The 17,261-nt window shown below is 57.9% G+C and carries 18 protein-coding genes; 2 read left to right on the forward strand and 16 right to left on the reverse strand.

The genetic code is table 11. The features are described 5' to 3' along the window. Nucleotides 1-5: 5 nt before the first annotated feature. From malF to yejK, 3 genes are all read right to left on the reverse strand, one after another. Nucleotides 6-1,655, reverse strand: coding sequence for a maltose ABC transporter permease MalF (gene malF / locus BW958_RS10490; RefSeq protein WP_076575683.1), 1,650 nt, complete (start codon nucleotides 1,653-1,655; stop codon nucleotides 6-8). 72 nt (nucleotides 1,656-1,727) lie between these two features. Beyond that, nucleotides 1,728-2,909, reverse strand: coding sequence for a maltose/maltodextrin ABC transporter substrate-binding protein MalE (malE, locus tag BW958_RS10495; protein WP_076575684.1), 1,182 nt, complete (start codon nucleotides 2,907-2,909; stop codon nucleotides 1,728-1,730). A gap of 408 nt (nucleotides 2,910-3,317) precedes the next feature. Then, entirely contained in the window at nucleotides 3,318-4,340 is a 1,023-nt protein-coding gene (gene yejK / locus BW958_RS10500) for a nucleoid-associated protein YejK (protein ID WP_076575685.1), read from the reverse strand. Between the two features lie 73 nt (nucleotides 4,341-4,413). On the opposite strand from yejK, the gene BW958_RS10505 reads away from it, so the two are divergent. Then, nucleotides 4,414-4,644: a YejL family protein gene (locus BW958_RS10505; RefSeq protein WP_076575686.1), complete on the forward strand. Its 231-nt coding sequence runs from the start codon at nucleotides 4,414-4,416 to the stop codon at nucleotides 4,642-4,644. A gap of 42 nt (nucleotides 4,645-4,686) precedes the next feature. After that, nucleotides 4,687-6,543, forward strand: coding sequence for a DUF3413 domain-containing protein (locus tag BW958_RS10510; RefSeq protein ID WP_076575687.1), 1,857 nt, complete (start codon nucleotides 4,687-4,689; stop codon nucleotides 6,541-6,543). Between the two features lie 78 nt (nucleotides 6,544-6,621). On the opposite strand, the gene galE is transcribed toward BW958_RS10510, so the two are convergent. The 13 genes from galE to BW958_RS10575 all read right to left on the reverse strand — a co-directional run bounded on the left by galE (nucleotide 6,622) and on the right by BW958_RS10575 (nucleotide 17,260). After that, complete coding sequence (galE, locus tag BW958_RS10515; RefSeq protein WP_076575688.1) at nucleotides 6,622-7,635, reverse strand: UDP-glucose 4-epimerase GalE; 1,014 nt, start codon at nucleotides 7,633-7,635, stop codon at nucleotides 6,622-6,624. Nucleotides 7,636-7,708: 73 nt separating this feature from the next. Further along, nucleotides 7,709-8,695, reverse strand: a complete 987-nt coding sequence (locus tag BW958_RS10520) for an FAD-binding oxidoreductase (protein WP_076575689.1) — start codon at nucleotides 8,693-8,695, stop codon at nucleotides 7,709-7,711. A gap of 72 nt (nucleotides 8,696-8,767) precedes the next feature. Beyond that, nucleotides 8,768-10,417: a hydroxylamine reductase gene (gene hcp / locus BW958_RS10525; RefSeq protein ID WP_076575690.1), complete on the reverse strand. Its 1,650-nt coding sequence runs from the start codon at nucleotides 10,415-10,417 to the stop codon at nucleotides 8,768-8,770. 206 nt (nucleotides 10,418-10,623) lie between these two features. After that, complete coding sequence (locus tag BW958_RS10530) at nucleotides 10,624-11,091, reverse strand: Dps family protein (protein ID WP_076575691.1); 468 nt, start codon at nucleotides 11,089-11,091, stop codon at nucleotides 10,624-10,626. 70 nt (nucleotides 11,092-11,161) lie between these two features. After that, entirely contained in the window at nucleotides 11,162-11,707 is a 546-nt protein-coding gene (locus tag BW958_RS10535; protein ID WP_256701969.1) for a DUF3833 domain-containing protein, read from the reverse strand. Next, on the reverse strand, nucleotides 11,704-12,222 hold the full coding sequence (locus tag BW958_RS10540) for a chalcone isomerase family protein (RefSeq protein WP_076575693.1): 519 nt from the start codon (nucleotides 12,220-12,222) through the stop codon (nucleotides 11,704-11,706). The genes BW958_RS10535 and BW958_RS10540 overlap by 4 nt, the downstream gene beginning before the upstream one ends. Then, nucleotides 12,179-12,388 (reverse strand): TIGR02450 family Trp-rich protein, encoded by a 210-nt coding sequence (locus BW958_RS10545; RefSeq protein ID WP_076575694.1) that lies wholly within the window; start codon nucleotides 12,386-12,388, stop codon nucleotides 12,179-12,181. Before BW958_RS10545 ends, BW958_RS10540 begins: the two co-directional genes overlap by 44 nt. Nucleotide 12,389: 1 nt before the next feature. Next, nucleotides 12,390-12,869, reverse strand: coding sequence for a DUF2878 domain-containing protein (locus BW958_RS10550; protein WP_076575695.1), 480 nt, complete (start codon nucleotides 12,867-12,869; stop codon nucleotides 12,390-12,392). Continuing rightward, entirely contained in the window at nucleotides 12,866-14,113 is a 1,248-nt protein-coding gene (locus BW958_RS10555; RefSeq protein ID WP_076575696.1) for an SAM-dependent methyltransferase, read from the reverse strand. Before BW958_RS10555 ends, BW958_RS10550 begins: the two co-directional genes overlap by 4 nt. Beyond that, nucleotides 14,114-14,851: a DUF1365 domain-containing protein gene (locus BW958_RS10560; RefSeq protein ID WP_076575697.1), complete on the reverse strand. Its 738-nt coding sequence runs from the start codon at nucleotides 14,849-14,851 to the stop codon at nucleotides 14,114-14,116. It abuts the gene before it with no gap. Next, a complete protein-coding gene (locus BW958_RS10565; protein ID WP_076575698.1) occupies nucleotides 14,848-16,092 on the reverse strand; it encodes an NAD(P)/FAD-dependent oxidoreductase in 1,245 nt (414 codons plus the stop codon). The genes BW958_RS10560 and BW958_RS10565 overlap by 4 nt, the downstream gene beginning before the upstream one ends. After that, nucleotides 16,089-16,823 (reverse strand): SDR family NAD(P)-dependent oxidoreductase, encoded by a 735-nt coding sequence (locus BW958_RS10570; protein ID WP_076575699.1) that lies wholly within the window; start codon nucleotides 16,821-16,823, stop codon nucleotides 16,089-16,091. The genes BW958_RS10565 and BW958_RS10570 overlap by 4 nt, the downstream gene beginning before the upstream one ends. Then, nucleotides 16,820-17,260 (reverse strand): nuclear transport factor 2 family protein, encoded by a 441-nt coding sequence (locus tag BW958_RS10575; RefSeq protein WP_076575700.1) that lies wholly within the window; start codon nucleotides 17,258-17,260, stop codon nucleotides 16,820-16,822. The genes BW958_RS10570 and BW958_RS10575 overlap by 4 nt, the downstream gene beginning before the upstream one ends. Nucleotide 17,261: the final 1 nt, after the last annotated feature.

Raw genomic sequence — 17,261 nt, forward strand, 5'->3', positions numbered from 1 at the left:
TCTCCTTAGAACTTGTCCGCTTTGGTCAGCTTCAGATTGAGCAGTGCCAGGGCACCGACAATCAGGAAGATGGCAGTCGCGATGGCGCTGGCCAGACCGTAATCCTGCCCACCGGTGCCCTGGAAGGCGATGCGGTAGGTGTAGCTCACCAAGAGGTCCGTGGTCCCGGCTGGGGTGCTGGCGCCGATGATGTCGGGCGCCCCGTTGGTGAGTAGCTGGATCAGCACGAAGTTATTGAAGTTGAAGGCAAACGACGCGATCAACAGCGGGGTCAGCGGCTTCATCAACAGCGGTACGGTGATCTTGAAGAAGTTCTGCAAGGGACCGGCACCGTCCATGGCCGAAGCCTCATAGAGATCCTCGGGGATCGCCTTGAGCAGACCCATGCACAGAATCATCATATAGGGGTAGCCGAGCCAGGTATTGACGATCAGGATCATCACCTTGGCGAGGAACGGATTGGTGTACCAGTCCGGCTTGATGCCAAACGCCGCCTCGAGGAACATGTTGATCTCCCCGAAGTTTTGGTTAAACAGCCCCTTGAAGACCAGAATCGAGATAAAGGCCGGGATGGCGTAGGGCAGGATCAGCATGACCCGGTAGAACCCACGCCCCTTGAGCGACTCCCACTGCACCAGGCAGGCCAGCACCATACCGATGGCCAGGGTAAACGCCACCGAGCAGGTCGAGAAGATAACGGTCCAGATAAAAATCTGCACAAACGGCGCCTGGATGCCCGGATCGGTGATGACCCGCACAAAGTTCTTCCAACCGACGTTGACCACAAAGCCCGGCGCCACACTCTTGCCAACAAACTGGCCCTGCTCATCGATGTATTGATAGAAGCCGGTCTCGGTATTGGGACGCATCAATTGACCGCTCTGGTTATCACGCAGCAGATTGCTGTCTTTGATCACCACGCCCGATTGCAGCACCGCACCATCTGGCAGACGCGCATAGAGCGGCTTTTGCGCGGCAAACTTGCGCAGGCTGCTCATGGTCAGACGAAGATCTCCCGGCAACACCACTTCCAGGCGTGACAGGGCGCTGCGACGATTGACGATATCGCGGATCGGCGCGGCGTCGACCACCTCACCGGCAGCTTGCGGCTGCAGCACCACCTCGCTTGCGCCCGCCTTGATGGCTCCCAGACGCACCTCTTCATCGAAGCGCTTGTTATCAAGCAGCTCCAGCGGATGGCTGACGAACGCTTGCGCACCTTGAGTCAATACCAGACGGAACTGGCCATTATCGGCCTTGGCCAGGGTAAAGGCGTATTCGCCGCCCTGAACCTGAAAATGCTTTTTAAGATGAAACTCGCGGGCCTGATCCAGCGACAGCAGGTTAGCGCCCGAGTAGTTGGTAAATGCGATGCCGATTGTATAAGCCAGCGGAAACAGGATGAACACCACCATACCGGCCACACCGGGGAAGATGTAGCGATGGGCGTAGGTCTTCTTGTTCATGAAGACATACAGACCCACACAGACCACCACCAGATCGAGCAGGGCAAACACCCACTCGCCACTGGCATACATCATGACCGCAGCATAGCCGTTGAGCACGGCGATCAGCGCCGCTACGGTCCACTTCAGCCAGACATACTTGTCTTTCTTTGCCCCGGCATAGGATTCGAGAGAGGGAACAACTTCCATGCCAAAAAACCTTTGTAACACCAAGAGAGGGTAGTAAGAGCGGGAGGCCGATAGCCTCCCGCAAAGGGGGGATTACTGCACGATACGCTTGGCAGCGGTATCGAGCGCTTCATCCACACCCTGGCGACCGGAGGTCACGTTCTTCAGAGCGGTCTCGAAAGAGGACCAGAAGCGGCTCATTTCCGGTACCGACGGCATCGGCTCACCCGCTTGGGCGTTCGCCATGGTGGCCTTGATGCGAACGTCAGACTCGAGCGTCTTCTGGAAGCTCTTGAGCGCCACTGCGCCCAGCGGCTTGTCGGCGTTCATCGGCGCCAGACCAGCATCGGTCAGCAGGTAGTTTTCGAGGAACTCGATGGCCAGATCCTTGTTCGGGCTGGCCGCGTTGATGGTTGCCCCCAGGACACCGACAAAGGCCTTGGCCGGCTTGCCGCTGAGGGTCGGCAGCGGAGCCACGCCATACTTCAGGCCGCTCTTGTCAAGGTTGCTCCAAGCCCAGGGGCCGTTGATCATCATGGCCACTTCACCCTTGTTGAACTTGGCATCCATCACACCGTAATCGATGCCCTTCTCCAGGTGACCGCCCTTGATCATGTCAGCGATATACTTCACGCCCGCCTTGGCGCCGGCATTGGCCACACCGGTATCCTTCACGTCATAACCGGTAGCGGTCTTCTTGAAGGCGTAGCCACCGTTAGCTGCGACCAGCGGATAGCTGAAATAGGGGGTGTCATAGGCCCACATGATGGCGCGCTTGCCATTTTTCTTGAGGCCTTCGTCAATCTTGGCGATCTCTTCGAAGGTCTTCGGCGGCTCAGGCAGCAGATCCTTGTTATAAATCAGGCTCACCGCTTCCACGGCAACCGGATAGCCGTAGACCTTGCCATCGACTGTCATCGCATCCCAGGCAAAGCTCTCAAACTTGGCTTTTTCTGCATCGCTCGGGGTGACCGGAACTAACAGGCCAGATTTGACCCACTCACCGAAACGGTCGTGTGCCCAGAAGAAAATATCCGGACCATTACCGGTAGAGGCAGCCTGCTGGAATTTCACTTCCACTTGATCCGGGTGCGCCACGGTCACTTTAACGCCGGTTTCGGCCTCAAATTTCTTACCGATTTCGGCCAGACCGTTATAACCCTTGTCACCGTTGATCCAGATGGTCAGCTGACCTTCTTCAATGGCAGCAGAAGCAGAACAGGCAACACCCAGGGTGGCCAGCGCAATCAGGGATGACAGCAATTTCTTTTTCATGAGCCTTTCCTTGTCGTTTATTTCGGCCCCCTCAGTAAGGAGCCATGAAACATGTGTGTGCGGGGCTCATAGTATCCGATGGGCTATTGGGCGCACATGACATATATCGCATTTTTTGAAATGCAATTACGTACTTTTTTCCACCATCCAGTGAAAACATTTTCAATAAATTACAATTAGCGTGATGAGTGTAACATTTAATGATTAAAACAAAGAAAGCCAAGCACGAAACCGTAATTTAATTACCAGAAAGAAAAGGTTTTCAAGGGAATGAAAACCCTTTCACCTCGCTTTTCATGGCTTTTTTGTTACTAAAAGCACCTGATGAATTTCCAGCCACGGTTCATGCCTATGAAAAAAGCCCCACGCAGGGGCTTTTGTCGAATTCGTGATCAGGCTCACTGTGACTTAATGGTGGCGCAGCAGCTGGTCTTTCAGATTGGGCGGCACACCCTTGATGGTGAGGGTGTCGGTATCGGGATCATAGTGGATACGACTCCCCAATAATTTCTGATCAAAGCTCAGCGTCAAGCCACCGCCCGAGCCGACAAATTTGGTCAATCCACGCAGGGTACTGCGATCGGCCGGAAAGCGCTCTTCCAGCTGATATTCATCGCCCACGAAGCTATAAAAATCGAGATCACTGGAGCCAGGTAATTCTGCCGAGAGCTCTTTAACCTCTATTTCTTCACCAGCACTGGCTTGCTCGGTGCAATATTTAAATACCTGCTTCTTGATTTCATTGCGCTGCTCGGGCTCCATTTCCCGGCTTTCGCAATAATCCTCGACCGCCAGCAGTAATCCTTTGTTTTGCAGCTTGGGATCCATCCCTTCACGAATACCAAACAGATCGATAAAGAGATCACCCAATTTACGGCCGACCCGTCCCTTGCTGAAGGTGACATAACGGCGTGACTCCGGTTGGGTTTGCCATTCCGTCAAATCAACCCGGGCCACCAGATTCATCTTGCCGATATCGAGATACTGGATGTGGCGCAGCTCCAGCGTATCGCTGACCGTGACGCTCTCTTTGCTATCCAGCAGGGCCAACAGCAGGTAATCGGCACCGATATACCGGTAGCGAGTGACCAACAATACCCCTTGTTCGTCAAGCTCATGGCGCTGCAGGGTCTCGGCCAGCTGGCCAGCCAGCTCGACCGAGAAGGGAACAAACTCCAGCTCGCCTTGGCGAAGGGCGTTCAGCGCCTCACGAAAACGCGGGTTGAGCGGGGATTCCCCCTCGTCGCCCGCCTCGGCGAAATAGCCAAATCCCTTGCCGCCCTTGCCGTTGTAAAGACGATGGATCTCCGCCATCAGCCCCTGCACAGCCTCATCGTGGGCCAGCAGTTGATTACGTGTATCCGCCTGGGGCTTGCCTTCTGCATCCTGCCGCAGGGAGTGGAGGATGATCTTGTCGATATCGAGACTCATGTCACAAAGCCATAGTGTTAGCCAAGAGGGTGGAGTATTATAAGACGCTTTGAATTAAGATGAATCCAAGATTATGCCCATCGTATCAAAGTACAAAAACGAGCAGTTTGACGCCCTGATGAACGACCTCATCACCGTGCTGGAACAGCACAAGGCGCCGGTGGATCTCAGCCTTATGGTGCTGGGTAACCTGACCACCAACATCATCAATGGGCAACTGGCCCCGGCCCAGCGCCAGGCTATCGCCGAGAAGTTTGTGCAGGCGCTGACCGCCTCCATCGATACCGGTCGCCAAGCCCACTGATTCTCGGGTTTCTTCCCCTTTTTCTGAACCAGACGGATGAGTATGGTCGAAACCGGCAATCCCTATCGTGATAATGTCTCTCGCCTGATCACTTGGGGACATTGGTTCTGCTTCTTCAATATCCTGCTGGCCATGTTGATCGCCACCCGTTATCTGGGCGCCATCACCTGGCCGGATACGACCCTTGGGGTCGCCTATCTGGTGGTCAGCTGGGTGGGTCATTTCTCGTTCATGGGATTTATGACCTATTTGCTGACGATTTTCCCGTTAAGCTTTGTCATCACCCGTGAAAAGGCACTGCGTTTTCTCTCGGTTGCCGTGGCCTCGGTCGGCCAGTTACTGCTGCTGATCGATACCCAGGTATTCAACCTGTTCAAGTTCCACCTCAATGGCCAGATGTGGTCACTGCTGCTGGAGCAGGTTCAGAGCGAAGAGGGAACCTCCTGGAGCATTCTGTTTATCGCCGTGCCCTTGCTGGTACTGGTTCAGTTGCTTCTCTCTGCCTACACCTGGCGCAAAATCAACAAGCGTAAACGCCGCCAATACGGCAATTTTGTCGGACTGCTGCTGCTGGGTTCCTTTGTGCTGACTCACCTGGTCAACAGCTGGGCCGATGCGGTGCTCTATCAGCCGATCACCATGCAGCGCTCCAACTTCCCGCTCTCCTACCCCATGACTGCCCGCAGCTTCCTGGCCAAGCATGGCTGGCTGGATCTGGAGCAATACGAGAAGCAGGCTGCCGAGCAAGACAGCGCCGCCCCCAATGAACGACTGCGTTATCCGCTGCGCACCCTCGCGGTAGAGCCACAAGAAGAGCGCCGTAACTTGCTGGTCGTGGTGGTGGATGCGCTGCGTTTTGACATGCTCAACAACATCAACATGCCCAACCTGCAGCGCTTCGCCGATCAGCACCAGCAGTTCCAGTCGCACCTATCGGGTGGCAACGGTGACATGACCGGCATGTTCAGCCTGTTCTATGGACTGCCCGGCCACTACCTGGCTGACATCAGCCGGGAGAAACGCCCACCGCTGCTGTTTGATGAGTTGCTGCGCCAGGATTATCAGTTTGGTCTGTTCGGTCCGCTGCACGGGGTGCGCGAATATCGTAAGACCCTGCTCGCGGGGCTGCGCAAGCAGGTCTTTATCTCTGACGAGAGTGACGATGCCCAGCTGCTTGATCGCTGGCAAGGCTGGCTCAATCAGCGTAGTAGCAGCGATCGCCCCTGGTTCTCTCTGCTCTATCTCTCGTCGGTCGGGCACTTCGCAACGCCGGAGGGCTTTGCCGGGCCGTTCCAGCCCGAGTTGACCCAGTTCAACCCGGCCACGGCCTATCGCAAGGACAACCAGACCAAGCTGGAAAATCGCTACAAGAATGCGGTGTTCTACACCGACCAGTTGATTGAGCAGATCACCCGTCAGCTCGAATCACAAGGTCTGCTTGAGAAGACGGTGGTCGTCATCACCTCGGATCACGGTCAGGAGTTCAACGACACCGGCCACAATAACTGGGGGTATGGCAACAACTTCTCCCGCTATCAGGTGCAGGTTCCCATGGTGATCAGCTGGCCGGGTAAGCAGGCCGAAGTGGTGAGCCGCGATACCAGCCATCTGGATCTGGTGCCAACCCTGATGCAAGGGATGCTCGGCGTGCGTAATGCACCGCGCGATTATTCCAGTGGCCAGAATCTGTTCCAGCCTGATGGACGCAGCTGGGTGCTCAGCGGTGATGGCCGTGAATTTGCCATCTATCAGAAAGAGACCATCACTCACTTCGACAAGCAGGGCGATTTTGATCTGCTACGACGCAGCGACTATGCCCCGCTCAAGCACGTCAATCCTGACATGGGCGTGCTGGTCCAGGTGATGAACGAGCTCAACCGCTTCTATCGCAATCAGTAAGTGATAAGCAGCAGGTAGTAAAAAGCCCGGCGACCATGCCGGGCTTTTGGTTTTCTGGTGTTCACTTTCACCGTGATCTTAAGCGCGATAGCCATTTGGGTTGTGGCTTTGCCAGCGCCAGGTATCGGCCATCATCTGGTCAATTCCCCGCTCGGCCTGCCAGCCCAGCTCGTCACGGGCCAGCGCCGGATCGGCCCAGCACTCGGCAATGTCACCGGGGCGGCGTGGCTTGATCTGATACGGGATCGGACGACCGCTGGCCTGTTCAAACGCCTTGACCATCTGCAGCACCGAATAGCCCTGGCCAGTCCCGAGGTTGTAGGTAAACACGCCCGTGTCACTGGCAATCCGGTTCAGTGCCTTGAGGTGACCGATAGCCAAATCCACCACATGGATATAGTCACGCACGCCGGTGCCATCCACCGTCGGGTAGTCGTTACCAAATACCCCGAGCTCTTTGAGCTTGCCGACCCCGACCTGGCTGATATAGGGCAGCAGATTGTTGGGAATACCGTTGGGATCTTCTCCGATAAGACCGCTCTCATGGGCACCGACCGGGTTGAAGTAACGCAGCAGCACGATGGCCCAGCGCGGGTCAGAGGCGCTGACATCGCGCAGCATCTCTTCGACAATCAACTTGGAGCGGCCATAGGGGTTGGTAGCGCCGGTCGGGAAGTGTTCGCGGATCGGCACCGAGGCCGGATCGCCATACACGGTGGCCGACGAGCTGAACACCAGCCGAAAGACGCCGGCACGGGCCATCTCTTCACACAGCACCAGCGTGCCGCTGACGTTGTTCTGGTAATAGGTGAGCGGAATGCGGGTTGACTCCCCCACCGCTTTTAAACCGGCGAAGTGAATGACAGATTCGATGTGGTGCTCGGCAAACAGACGCTGCAGGCAAGCCCGGTCGCGCACGTCCCCTTCCACAAAGGTGACCGGCTTGCCGGTGATCTGCTCAACCCGCTTGAGCGACTCGGGCGAGGCGTTACTGAGGTTATCGAGGACCACCACCTGCTGGCCATCGCGAAGCAGCTCTACCAGAGTATGGGAGCCGATATAACCGGCTCCCCCCGTTACCAGAATGGTCATGTGCTTATCCCGTTTTCGAGTGAAACTGTCGCCAGTGTAGCGCTAGCCCGAGGCAGGAAAAAGCACGAAACGGTTACAGCTCGGCGCGAATGTCGCTGCGGGCAGTGCAGGCGCAGGCCAGCACCACGCCAGCGGCGATCTCAGCGCTGGTCAGTGACACCGTGCTCTGACACTCCACCTCACCAAATACGGTCACCTTGCAGGCGCCGCATACGCCGACACGACAGGCGAACGGTATGCTCTCGCCCGCCGCTTCGGCCGCAGCAAGCAGGGTCTGACCGGGCAGGATCTTGACCCGTTTACCCCGCTTGGCCAGATCAAACCAAAAATGCGCCTCACTACTGACTTCTGCTGCAGGCTCTGGCTGACCGAACGATTCGAGCAGCAGTTGCTCGGCTGGCAGCCCCAACTCGGCCAGCATGGCTGCAACCGCCGCCATATAAGGCGCCGGGCCGCACAGATAGACATCCCGTGACAGCAGATCGGGAGCCAGCTCGCGCAGCATTCCGGCACTCAAGCGCCCCTGCCAGGGGTGCTCCGGGGCGGATTGCTCAAGCACCGTCACCAGACGAAATCCCGGATGCTGCAGGGCCAACTCACTAAGATCACGAGCAAAAATCACATCCTGCTCGCTACGGGCAGAGTGAATAAAACGGATATCGGCGTTGGCATCTTGCGCCAGCGCCGTGCGGGCCATCGCCCACATGGGAGTGATGCCGGAGCCCGCAGAGAGTAGCAGCGGCGCTCTACCTTGGCGCGCCACAAATTCACCAAACGGGCCATTGACCGTCAGGCTATCGCCGACCTGCAGATGCTGACGCAGATGAGCCGAGACGCGCCCCACCTCCTTGATGGTGATCTGCCAATAGGGATCTTGGGGCGCAGAAGAGAGGGTATAGGCGCGGCTGACGGGTTCACCGTCGAGCTCGCAATGCACCGTGATGCACTGGCCGGCTTGAACCGGCGGTAAGGTGGCGCCAGCGGCAGGCAACAGGCGCCAACTGGTCACGTCATGAGTCTCTTCCAGGCGTTCGCCTACAGTCAGGATCAGGGAAGACATGCTTGCACTCCGAGAGAAAGAGGGAAAAAAGGCGGGCCAAAGGCCCGCCAACTGCTTACGGCAACCGGATCCTCAGGCCGCCAGTATTTCTGCCAAATCGGCCTCTGCCGTGGTGGTACCACGCATACCAAACTGCTCTTCCAGCACCTTAAGCAGGTTCGGGGTGAGGAAGGCCGGAGCGGTCGGGCCGGTACGAATATTCTTCACGCCCAGCGCCAGCAGGGTGAGCAGGATGACGATGGCTTTTTGCTCAAACCAGGAGAGCACCAGAGTCAGCGGTAACTCGTTCACGCCACAACCGAAGGCTTCGGAGAGCGCCAGCGCCAGCTGGATGGCCGAGTAGGCATCGTTGCACTGTCCGACGTCGAGCAGGCGCGGAATACCGCCGATATCACCGAACTCGAGCTTGTTGAACTTGTACTTGCCGCAGCCCAGCGTCAGCAGCAGGCTATCTTGCGGCACCGCACGGGCAAATTCGGTGTAGTAGGCACGCTCGGCCCGGTCACCGTCACAGCCACCGACCAGGAAGAAGTGCTTGATATCACCCGCCTTGACCTTCTCAATCACAGCCGGCGCCGCCTGCATCAATGCATTACGGGCAAAACCGATGGTGATGAAGTGTTCGAGCTCTTCGTGGGCAAAGCCCGGCAGGGATTGAGCCTTGGCGACCACGGCAGAGAAGTCTTCCCCTTCCAGATGGGTCACTCCCGGCCAGCCGACGATGGAGCGGGTGAAGATGCGATCGCTGTAGTTACCAACGTTCGGATCAATGATGCAGTTGGAGGTCATGACCACCGCGCCCGGGAAGTTGGCAAACTCTTTTTGCTGGTTCTGCCAGGCCGAACCGTAGTTACCGACCAGATGCGGATACTGCTTGAAGAAGGGATACGCCAGTGCCGGCAGCATTTCGCCGTGGGTATAGACGTTGATGCCGGTATCCTTGGTCTGCTCGAGGATCAGCTTGAGATCGACCATGTCGTGGCCAGAGACCAGAATGCATTTTCCCGGTACCGGGGTGACACGGACACGGGTCGGCTCCGGGTGACCGAAAGCGCCGGTTTCGCCGCGATCGAGCATCTCCATGACCTTGAAGTTGAGCATGCCGATGGCCATGGCGCACTCAAGCAGGGCCGGCACTTCGCTCGGATCGGTCGAAAGCCACGCCATGATGCGGTGAAATTCGGTGCCAATCTCATCTTCCTGCTGACCGAGCACACGGGCGTGCTCCATATAAGCAGCAGCGCCTTTGAGGCCATACAGACAGAGCAGACGCAGGCCCAGTACATCCTCGCTCACCAGCTCTTTGCCGCGATTAACGGCAGTTTGCGAAGCTTGAGCCAGCTGGGACGATTTGTCGTCACCCAGTTCAAAATAGGCGGAGGCCGGCAGGTCGGTCAGATTGACCGCCAGCTGACCGAGTTTGTCAGCCAGTTGGGCACGATAGGCAATCGCTTCATGGGCATAGGCCATGATGCGGTCAGAGTCGAAGTTGACGTTAGTCAAGGTTGCGAAAAAGGCCTGCGGAACAAAGGCATCGATGGTGCGATCGACGATGCCGTGTTGACGGGCCAGCGAAGCCCAGGCACTCAATCCCTGCAGAGCAAAGATCAGTACATCTTGCAGATCGGACGTTTCAGCGGTCTTGCCACACATGCCCTGGGCATAGGCACAACCATTGCCGGCAGGGGTACGGATAGTTTGTTCACATTGCACACAAAACATGATGTCACTCCTAATTGACATTTCATTTGTCGTTTTGTGAGCATCCTATTCCTCTCCCCTGAATCAGAATAGACATTTAATTTGTTGTTTTAAGTTTGCTTGATCTGGATCAAGCCCGCCACGTGGGTCAAACCGGAAAAAACAGAGCCGCCCACGAGGGGCGGCATAGACGGATGGCAAGCTGAGAATGGAGGGGCAACTGAGACTTAGTCCAGGTAGGCTCGCAGCATCCAAACCAGCTTTTCCTGCTGCTGGATATAGTCCGACAAAATCGACGCGGTCCCTTCATCACCCGCCTCGCCGGCCTTGGCCGAAATGGCGCGCTGAGCCACCAGCAATTCACGAAAACCGGCTAACAGCGACTCGATGCAGGCACGACCATCGTGCACGCCCTGCACCTCACTCACGCTCGACAGGGTGAGGTAGCGGCTAAAACTGTGCTCCGGCACGGCACCCAACGTCAGGATCCGCTCGGCCAGTTCGTCAACTTTCAGCAACAAATCGTTGTAGATCTCTTCAAATTTCAGATGCAGTTCGAAGAATTGATGACCACGGATATTCCAGTGAAATCCGCGCACATTCATATAAAGGATCTGATAGGTAGAGAGCAGCTTGTTGAGCTCGGCAGCCAGCGCTTCAGACTTTGCGGTATCAAGACCGATTGCATTTTTCATGAGTCACCTCCAAATCTTGGGAACAGGCTCAGAATATGCCCACACAAACACAAAGGAAAATAGCTGTTCCTTATTTGTTTGATTGGCTTTGACTATCAAGCTTCTCTATGTAGAGCAGCACCTCGCCAACCCGGATGCCCCATTTGCTGATCTCGGCACGGTTGATAAGGCGATTGGGATCAAGCAGATACATTCCATCATCAAAATCGACCCGCACCACATCGCCATCTGGCAGGCGCAGATCCAGGGTATAACGCCAGTTAAGGGCAAACCCGTTGGTTTCGCCGCGCGCTTCCCCGACCACGTCCGATGCGGTGCCACGCCAGTGACCGTCCGTAGCCTGCTCCAGCCACCAGGTGCGCGTCTCTTTGCGACCATCATCAAAATAGAACTGCTCGAACAAACGCCCTTTACCCTGCTGCCACTCCCCCTTCATCTCGACGCGAAAACGGCTGGTCACCTGGCCCTGCCGATTCATCACCAGACCGTGCGCAGCCAAAGGGCCATTGAAAAAGGTGGGCAGATTCCACTGGGGAGCCTGGTTACGGTAAGTGGACGTATCGACCCCGCAACCAGTCAGCAGCAGCGACCACAGCAGTAACACGATTACTTTCACGATTCCCCCTTGAGGCGGCGACCGAGCGCCGGGTCGCGGCTGCGTTCATCGAGCCAGATGGCGAGAAATGCCGGGGCAAAGGCAGGATCAGACAATTGCCCCAACTTCCGATTACCCAGCCAAAAGTGACTCTGGCCGGCAACGTCAACCACCAGTGTCAGCTCGTCACCTTCACGTACATCTGGCCAGAGAGCTGCTAGTTGCGTTAACCAGCGCTGCTCCTTCGCAGGCTCTGCCAAATGAAGGCGCAGCCACTCGCTGCGGGTTGCTTCCAGCAAATCTGTGCGCTCAATCGCGCGGGCATAGCGCAATGTCAGCGCCAACGGTCTGGCATCGGGGTGATAACGCCCATCATGGCTATAGAGCGTCGCGTCATAGAGCTTGAACCAAAGCCAGTGCATCTCGCCCTGCCCAACCGCTCTGAGCGCAGCCACAGGGGATGCCTGCGCGCTCAGCGCCAGCAGTAACAAGCTAGCGCCAGCCAGCAAACCAGTGCTGCGACTCCTCAAGCTCATGGCAATCGACCTCCTGCTCGCTCAGGTCTTCAATGTCTTGCAATGTCACTTTGGCCAGATCGCCTGCGCCATTGCGCTCACACGCCACCACCAGAAAGTAGTGGGTATCATCAGCACCGGCCACACGGGTCCATTTGGTAAACAGTAACGTATCGGATGGGTACATCTCACAACCTCCCACGCCTTGGCACTGCGTGAATCAATACGGGCAGTAACAGCGACCAGATCAGTGCCAATACGCAGAGTGTTGGCACCGTCCCCAGAGGTAAGTGTATGTCACCCAGACGGGCACCCATCAGATAAGCAAAAGGACCAAAACATGCTCCCATCGCAGCCTGCCAGAGCGGACGCCAGGCCAGCAGCCATGAGAGTCCGTGAGGCAAGCTCCAAATAAAGCCAATCCAGAGGAAAAGCAGCCACCACGGCCAGCTGGCAAAGCCAAATACGCCGACACGCCAGAGCAACAGGTCCAGCACAAAGCCGCCGATCGCCAGCGGGATCAGCGCCACATCGCGCCGCCGACTGGGGGAAAAGACCAGGTGCAGCAACAGCAATCCCGCCAGCCAGGGCAGCGGCGCACCGGTGACTGCCAGCGTCCAGAGCAGGTTAAAACCGAGCAGTTGTCCCCAGCGCCACCGCTTGCTCACGCACCGCTCCAGCTCCCGCTACCGGGTTTGGCTGCCTCGAAATGCACCAGACTGATGGTGCGCTCAAGAAAACCGCCCTCGCAGTAAGCAAAATAGAAGTGCCACAGGCGGATAAAGTCCTCGCTATACCCCTGACGCAGCAGCTCCGGCTTCATGGCCAGGAAGCGCTGGCACCATTCGCGCAGCGTTTTGGCGTAGTGCACACCATGGTCATGCAAGCGCACCAGCGTCATGTCGGTGTGGCGGGTCAGCAGCTCGGTCATGTGTGACACGCTCGGCAGGCAGCCACCGGGGAAGATATAGCGCTGGATAAAATCGACCCCCTTGAGATAGGAGTCAAAGCGTTGATCGGCGATGGTAATGGCTTGCAGTAGCATGCGTCCACCGGGGCGCAGCAAGCGCGAAAGTTGCTGAAAATAGCCCGGTAAGAATGCATGGCCCACCGCTTCAATCATCTCGATGGAGACCAGCTTGTCGAACTGCCCTTCCAGTTGGCGGTAATCTTGCAGCAGCAATGTAATGCGATCTGACAACCCTTCCCGCTCAATCCAGGCGCGAGCGTAATCGTGCTGGGCCTGCGAGATAGTGGTAGTGGTCACTTTGCAGCCATAGTGGCGGGCAGCGTGAATGGCCAACCCACCCCAGCCGGTACCGATCTCGAGCAGATGATCCTCTGGGCTTAACTCAAGCCGCCGGCAGATAAGATCCAGCTTATGCGCCTGCGCCTCATCCAGGGTGGCCTGCTCGCTCGGGTAGACGGCCGAGGAGTATTGCATGTGCTGATCCAAAAAGCCCTGATACATGGCATTGCCCAGATCGTAGTGGGCGGCGATATTGGCGCGCGAACCGGTCAGGGTATTGCGATTTTTAAGGTGACGCAGCCGATTCAACGGAAAGGTCAGCCAGCTCAAGCGGCGCTCAAGCCGATCGAGCAGCGGCAAGTTACGCGCCAGCAACTGCACCACCTGCGCCAACTCACTGCTCTCCCACATGCCCTCCACCCAGGTTTCACCGGCCGCGATGCTGCCACCGAGCAATAACCGGCGCCAAAAACGGGCATCACACACCCGCACACTGGCAACAATGCCGCTTTGGGCACCGCAGCGCCACTGGCGCGCCGGTTGCTCGCTCTCGTCGATAATGGTGAGCTCACCGCCTTGCAAATGGGACAAGAGACCCAGCAGGGTGGTGCGTGCCAACCGGTCGAGCCGGCCGAGCGGTCGGGAAGAGATGACAAGTTCCATTCAGCGAGTCTCCGGATGGGAATAAAAAGGGGTACGTTTGAGCCAAAGTCGCAGCGCATGCCAATAGATACCAAGCAGCACGGTGAGCGTCATGCTTGGCCAGCGCCACAGCACTCGGCGCAGCACTGCCGCCGTCAGTGGCTGGGGTTTTAGCGCAAGGGTGGCATCAAAGATCTTCTCACCGTCTTGGCGATGGTTTTCGATATGCACGCTGAGTTCGCCGCCAGCCTGCGCCGGGGCACGCACTTTCCAGTGATAATTCATCGCCAAATCCATAAAAGGTGAGACGTGAAATGCCTTGGGCGTCACGACGGGCGCGCTCAGATCGATAAGGTAATGAAAGCGCTCGTTCCACGGCGTATTAGAGACCTCGGCCAGCAGCCAGCGCGGCGTCTCGCCGACAAAACAGAAGTAGAAGTTGACCGGACTGAAATAGAGGCCAAGACAGCGCCCCTGCCCCACCAGCAGCACCCGTCCCGGCGCCTCAACCTTTCCACCTAGCTCACTGACCCGTTGCCACACGGCCTCACGCAGCGGCTGCGCCGAATCGCCCAGATAATCGCGGCGACGAAACGAGAGCAGCGCCGGGCGCTCGACGCCAAACAGCCAGCCGCCACGATCGAGCGTGGTCAGCTCATCGGGATCGAGCCCCAGCATGAACAGACCATAGGAGAAGTGATGCGGGCGCGGCGCGAAGCGGCGGTGGCGCACACTGCCTTCAAACAGGGCGCTGTTCACAGGCTGCCCCCAAAGCGCTCGGCCACATCAAGGGCACTGCGCACCCCATCTTCGTGAAAGCCGTTGTACCAGTAAGCACCGCAAAAATGGGTGTTATTGACTCCGCAGATGTCGCTGCGTCGCTGCTGCGCCGCCAGTGACGCCTGATTGAAAACCGGATGGTCATAGACAAAGCGGCGCAGCACCTTGCTCTCGTCCACCTCGTGGCCAGGGTTAAGTGTCACGCAGAAGGTGTGCGGCGCATCGAGCCCCTGCAGGATATTCATGTTGTAAGTGACCAGCGGCCGCGCGGTCTCATCTTCCCCGAGCTTGTAGTTCCAGCTGGCCCAGGCTTTACGGCGCGTCGGCAGCAAGCGGGTATCGGTGTGCAGCCACACCTGATTGGATTGATAAGCCATTGCCGAGAGAATGGCGTGCTCATCACGGGTGGCGTCGGTGAGCAGCGCCAGCGCCTGATCGCTGTGACAGGCCAGTACCACCTCATCAAAGTGCTCTTCACCGTGGCGACTGGTTATTACTACGCCACGCTCGACCCGGCGAATCGATTGCACCGGACTATCGAGCCGAATGGCCTCGCGCCACCCGTCAGTCAGCGGCGCGATGTACTCGCGGGAGCCGCCGGGGATCACATACCACTGCGGGCGATGGGTCACATCCAGCAGGCCGTGGTTTTCAAAAAAGCGCAGGAAAAACTCGAGCGGAAAGGCCCGCATGTCAGCCAGGGTCGATGACCAGATGGCGGCGCCCATCGGCAAAATGTAGTGGCGGGCAAACTCGTCACTAAAGCCTTCCAGCGTAAGAAACGCGCCCAGCGTCAGTTGACCGGCTTTTCCTTCATGCAAGGTGGCACGGCTGCGCTGGTTAAAACGCAAAATATCGGCCACCAGTCGCCAAAAGCGCGGGCGAAACAGGTTACTGCGCTGGGCAAACAGGGTGTCGAGGTTGTGGCCGTTATACTCCAATCCCTGCCGGGTTGAGACCGAAAAGCTCATCTCGGTCGGTTGCGCGGCAAGCCCCGTGCGTGCCAGCAACCGCTGAAAGCGCGGATAGGTGCGATCGTTAAAGACGATAAAGCCGGTATCGATGGCGTAGTCGCGCCCATCCAGGGTCACGTCGATGGTGGCGGTGTGGCCGCCCAGCACTGGCGCCGCTTCAAACAGAGTCACGCCGTGCTGGCGGTGCAGCAGATGACCCACGGTGAGACCGGAGATACCGGAGCCAACAATCGCAATCTTTTTCATGCACTCACATCCTTGGGTCGGGTGAGAAAACGGGAAAGGCGCAGCCACCAGCCGGTGGGCAGCGCGCCTAACAATCGCAACCCCCAGACCAGACGACGGGGAAATGCGACCGTGTGCTGGCCACGGGCCAGACCATGGCGAATGGCGTACGATGCCTGCTCGGGCGTGAGCAGGGCCGGCATCGGAAAATCGTTGCGAGCAGTCAGCGGTGTGGCGACAAACCCGGGCTTGACCAGCGACACATGAATATCGCGACTAGCCAAATCGACGCGCAAACTGGCCGCCAGATAATCGAGCGCCGCTTTCGAGGCGCCGTAGGCTTCGGCGCGCGGCAGCGCCAACCAGGTGACCGATGAGCTGACCAGCGCCAATCGCCCACCACGGCGCAAACGCGGCAAAAACGCCGCCAACGCATGGCCGGTAGCCACTAGGTTAGTTTCCATCACGCGGGCAAACAGCAGGCTGTCAAAGTGCTGTGCATCGTCGATGTATTCGCAGCTGCCGGCATTGAGGATCAACAGATCCAGCTCGCCCGCTGTGTCGGCGGCGCGCTGGCAATCGGCCAGCACCCGACTGTCGAACGTCAGGGTCTCAATATTCGCCGCTGCCAACTCAGCCAAGCGGGTTTCATCACGGCCGCAGGCTGTGACCTGCCAACCATCGGCCTGATAATCAAGAGCCAGCTGGCGACCAATGCCTGAGCTCGCGCCGGTGATCAGCACCCGTTTCATTGACCCAGCCTCCCCTTGATGCTGCGGATCAGCGCCCCTAATAGCGGCAGCTGTTCATACAGCATGGCACCCAGATCGAAGTAATCCCGGTGGTAGCGCACTTTACCCTCGGTATCGAACTCGAGCCGGGTCACCCCCTCCACCACCACCGGATTCCCCTTGGCCAGCCGCGGGTGCAGCAGTGTCATGGTCCATGCCAGCCAGCCGTTATCGCCATCACTCATCCCTTCGTGCATCTCAAAGTGGATATCGGTGACATGGGCATAGAGCGCGACAAAGTAGCGGGCCAGTGCGTCGAGCCCATCAAGGCGGTGGGCCGGGTCTTCAAACACCACCTCGCTGGCATAGATCTCCCCCAACCGGTGCAGCTGATGGCGATCCAGCATCTGGTAAAAGCTGGCAATGCGTTGCAGGCGCGGGTCACCGGTCAGGGTCATG

It is taken from the genome of Aeromonas sp. RU39B (assembly GCF_900156095.1).
GTDB lineage: Bacteria > Pseudomonadota > Gammaproteobacteria > Enterobacterales > Aeromonadaceae > Aeromonas.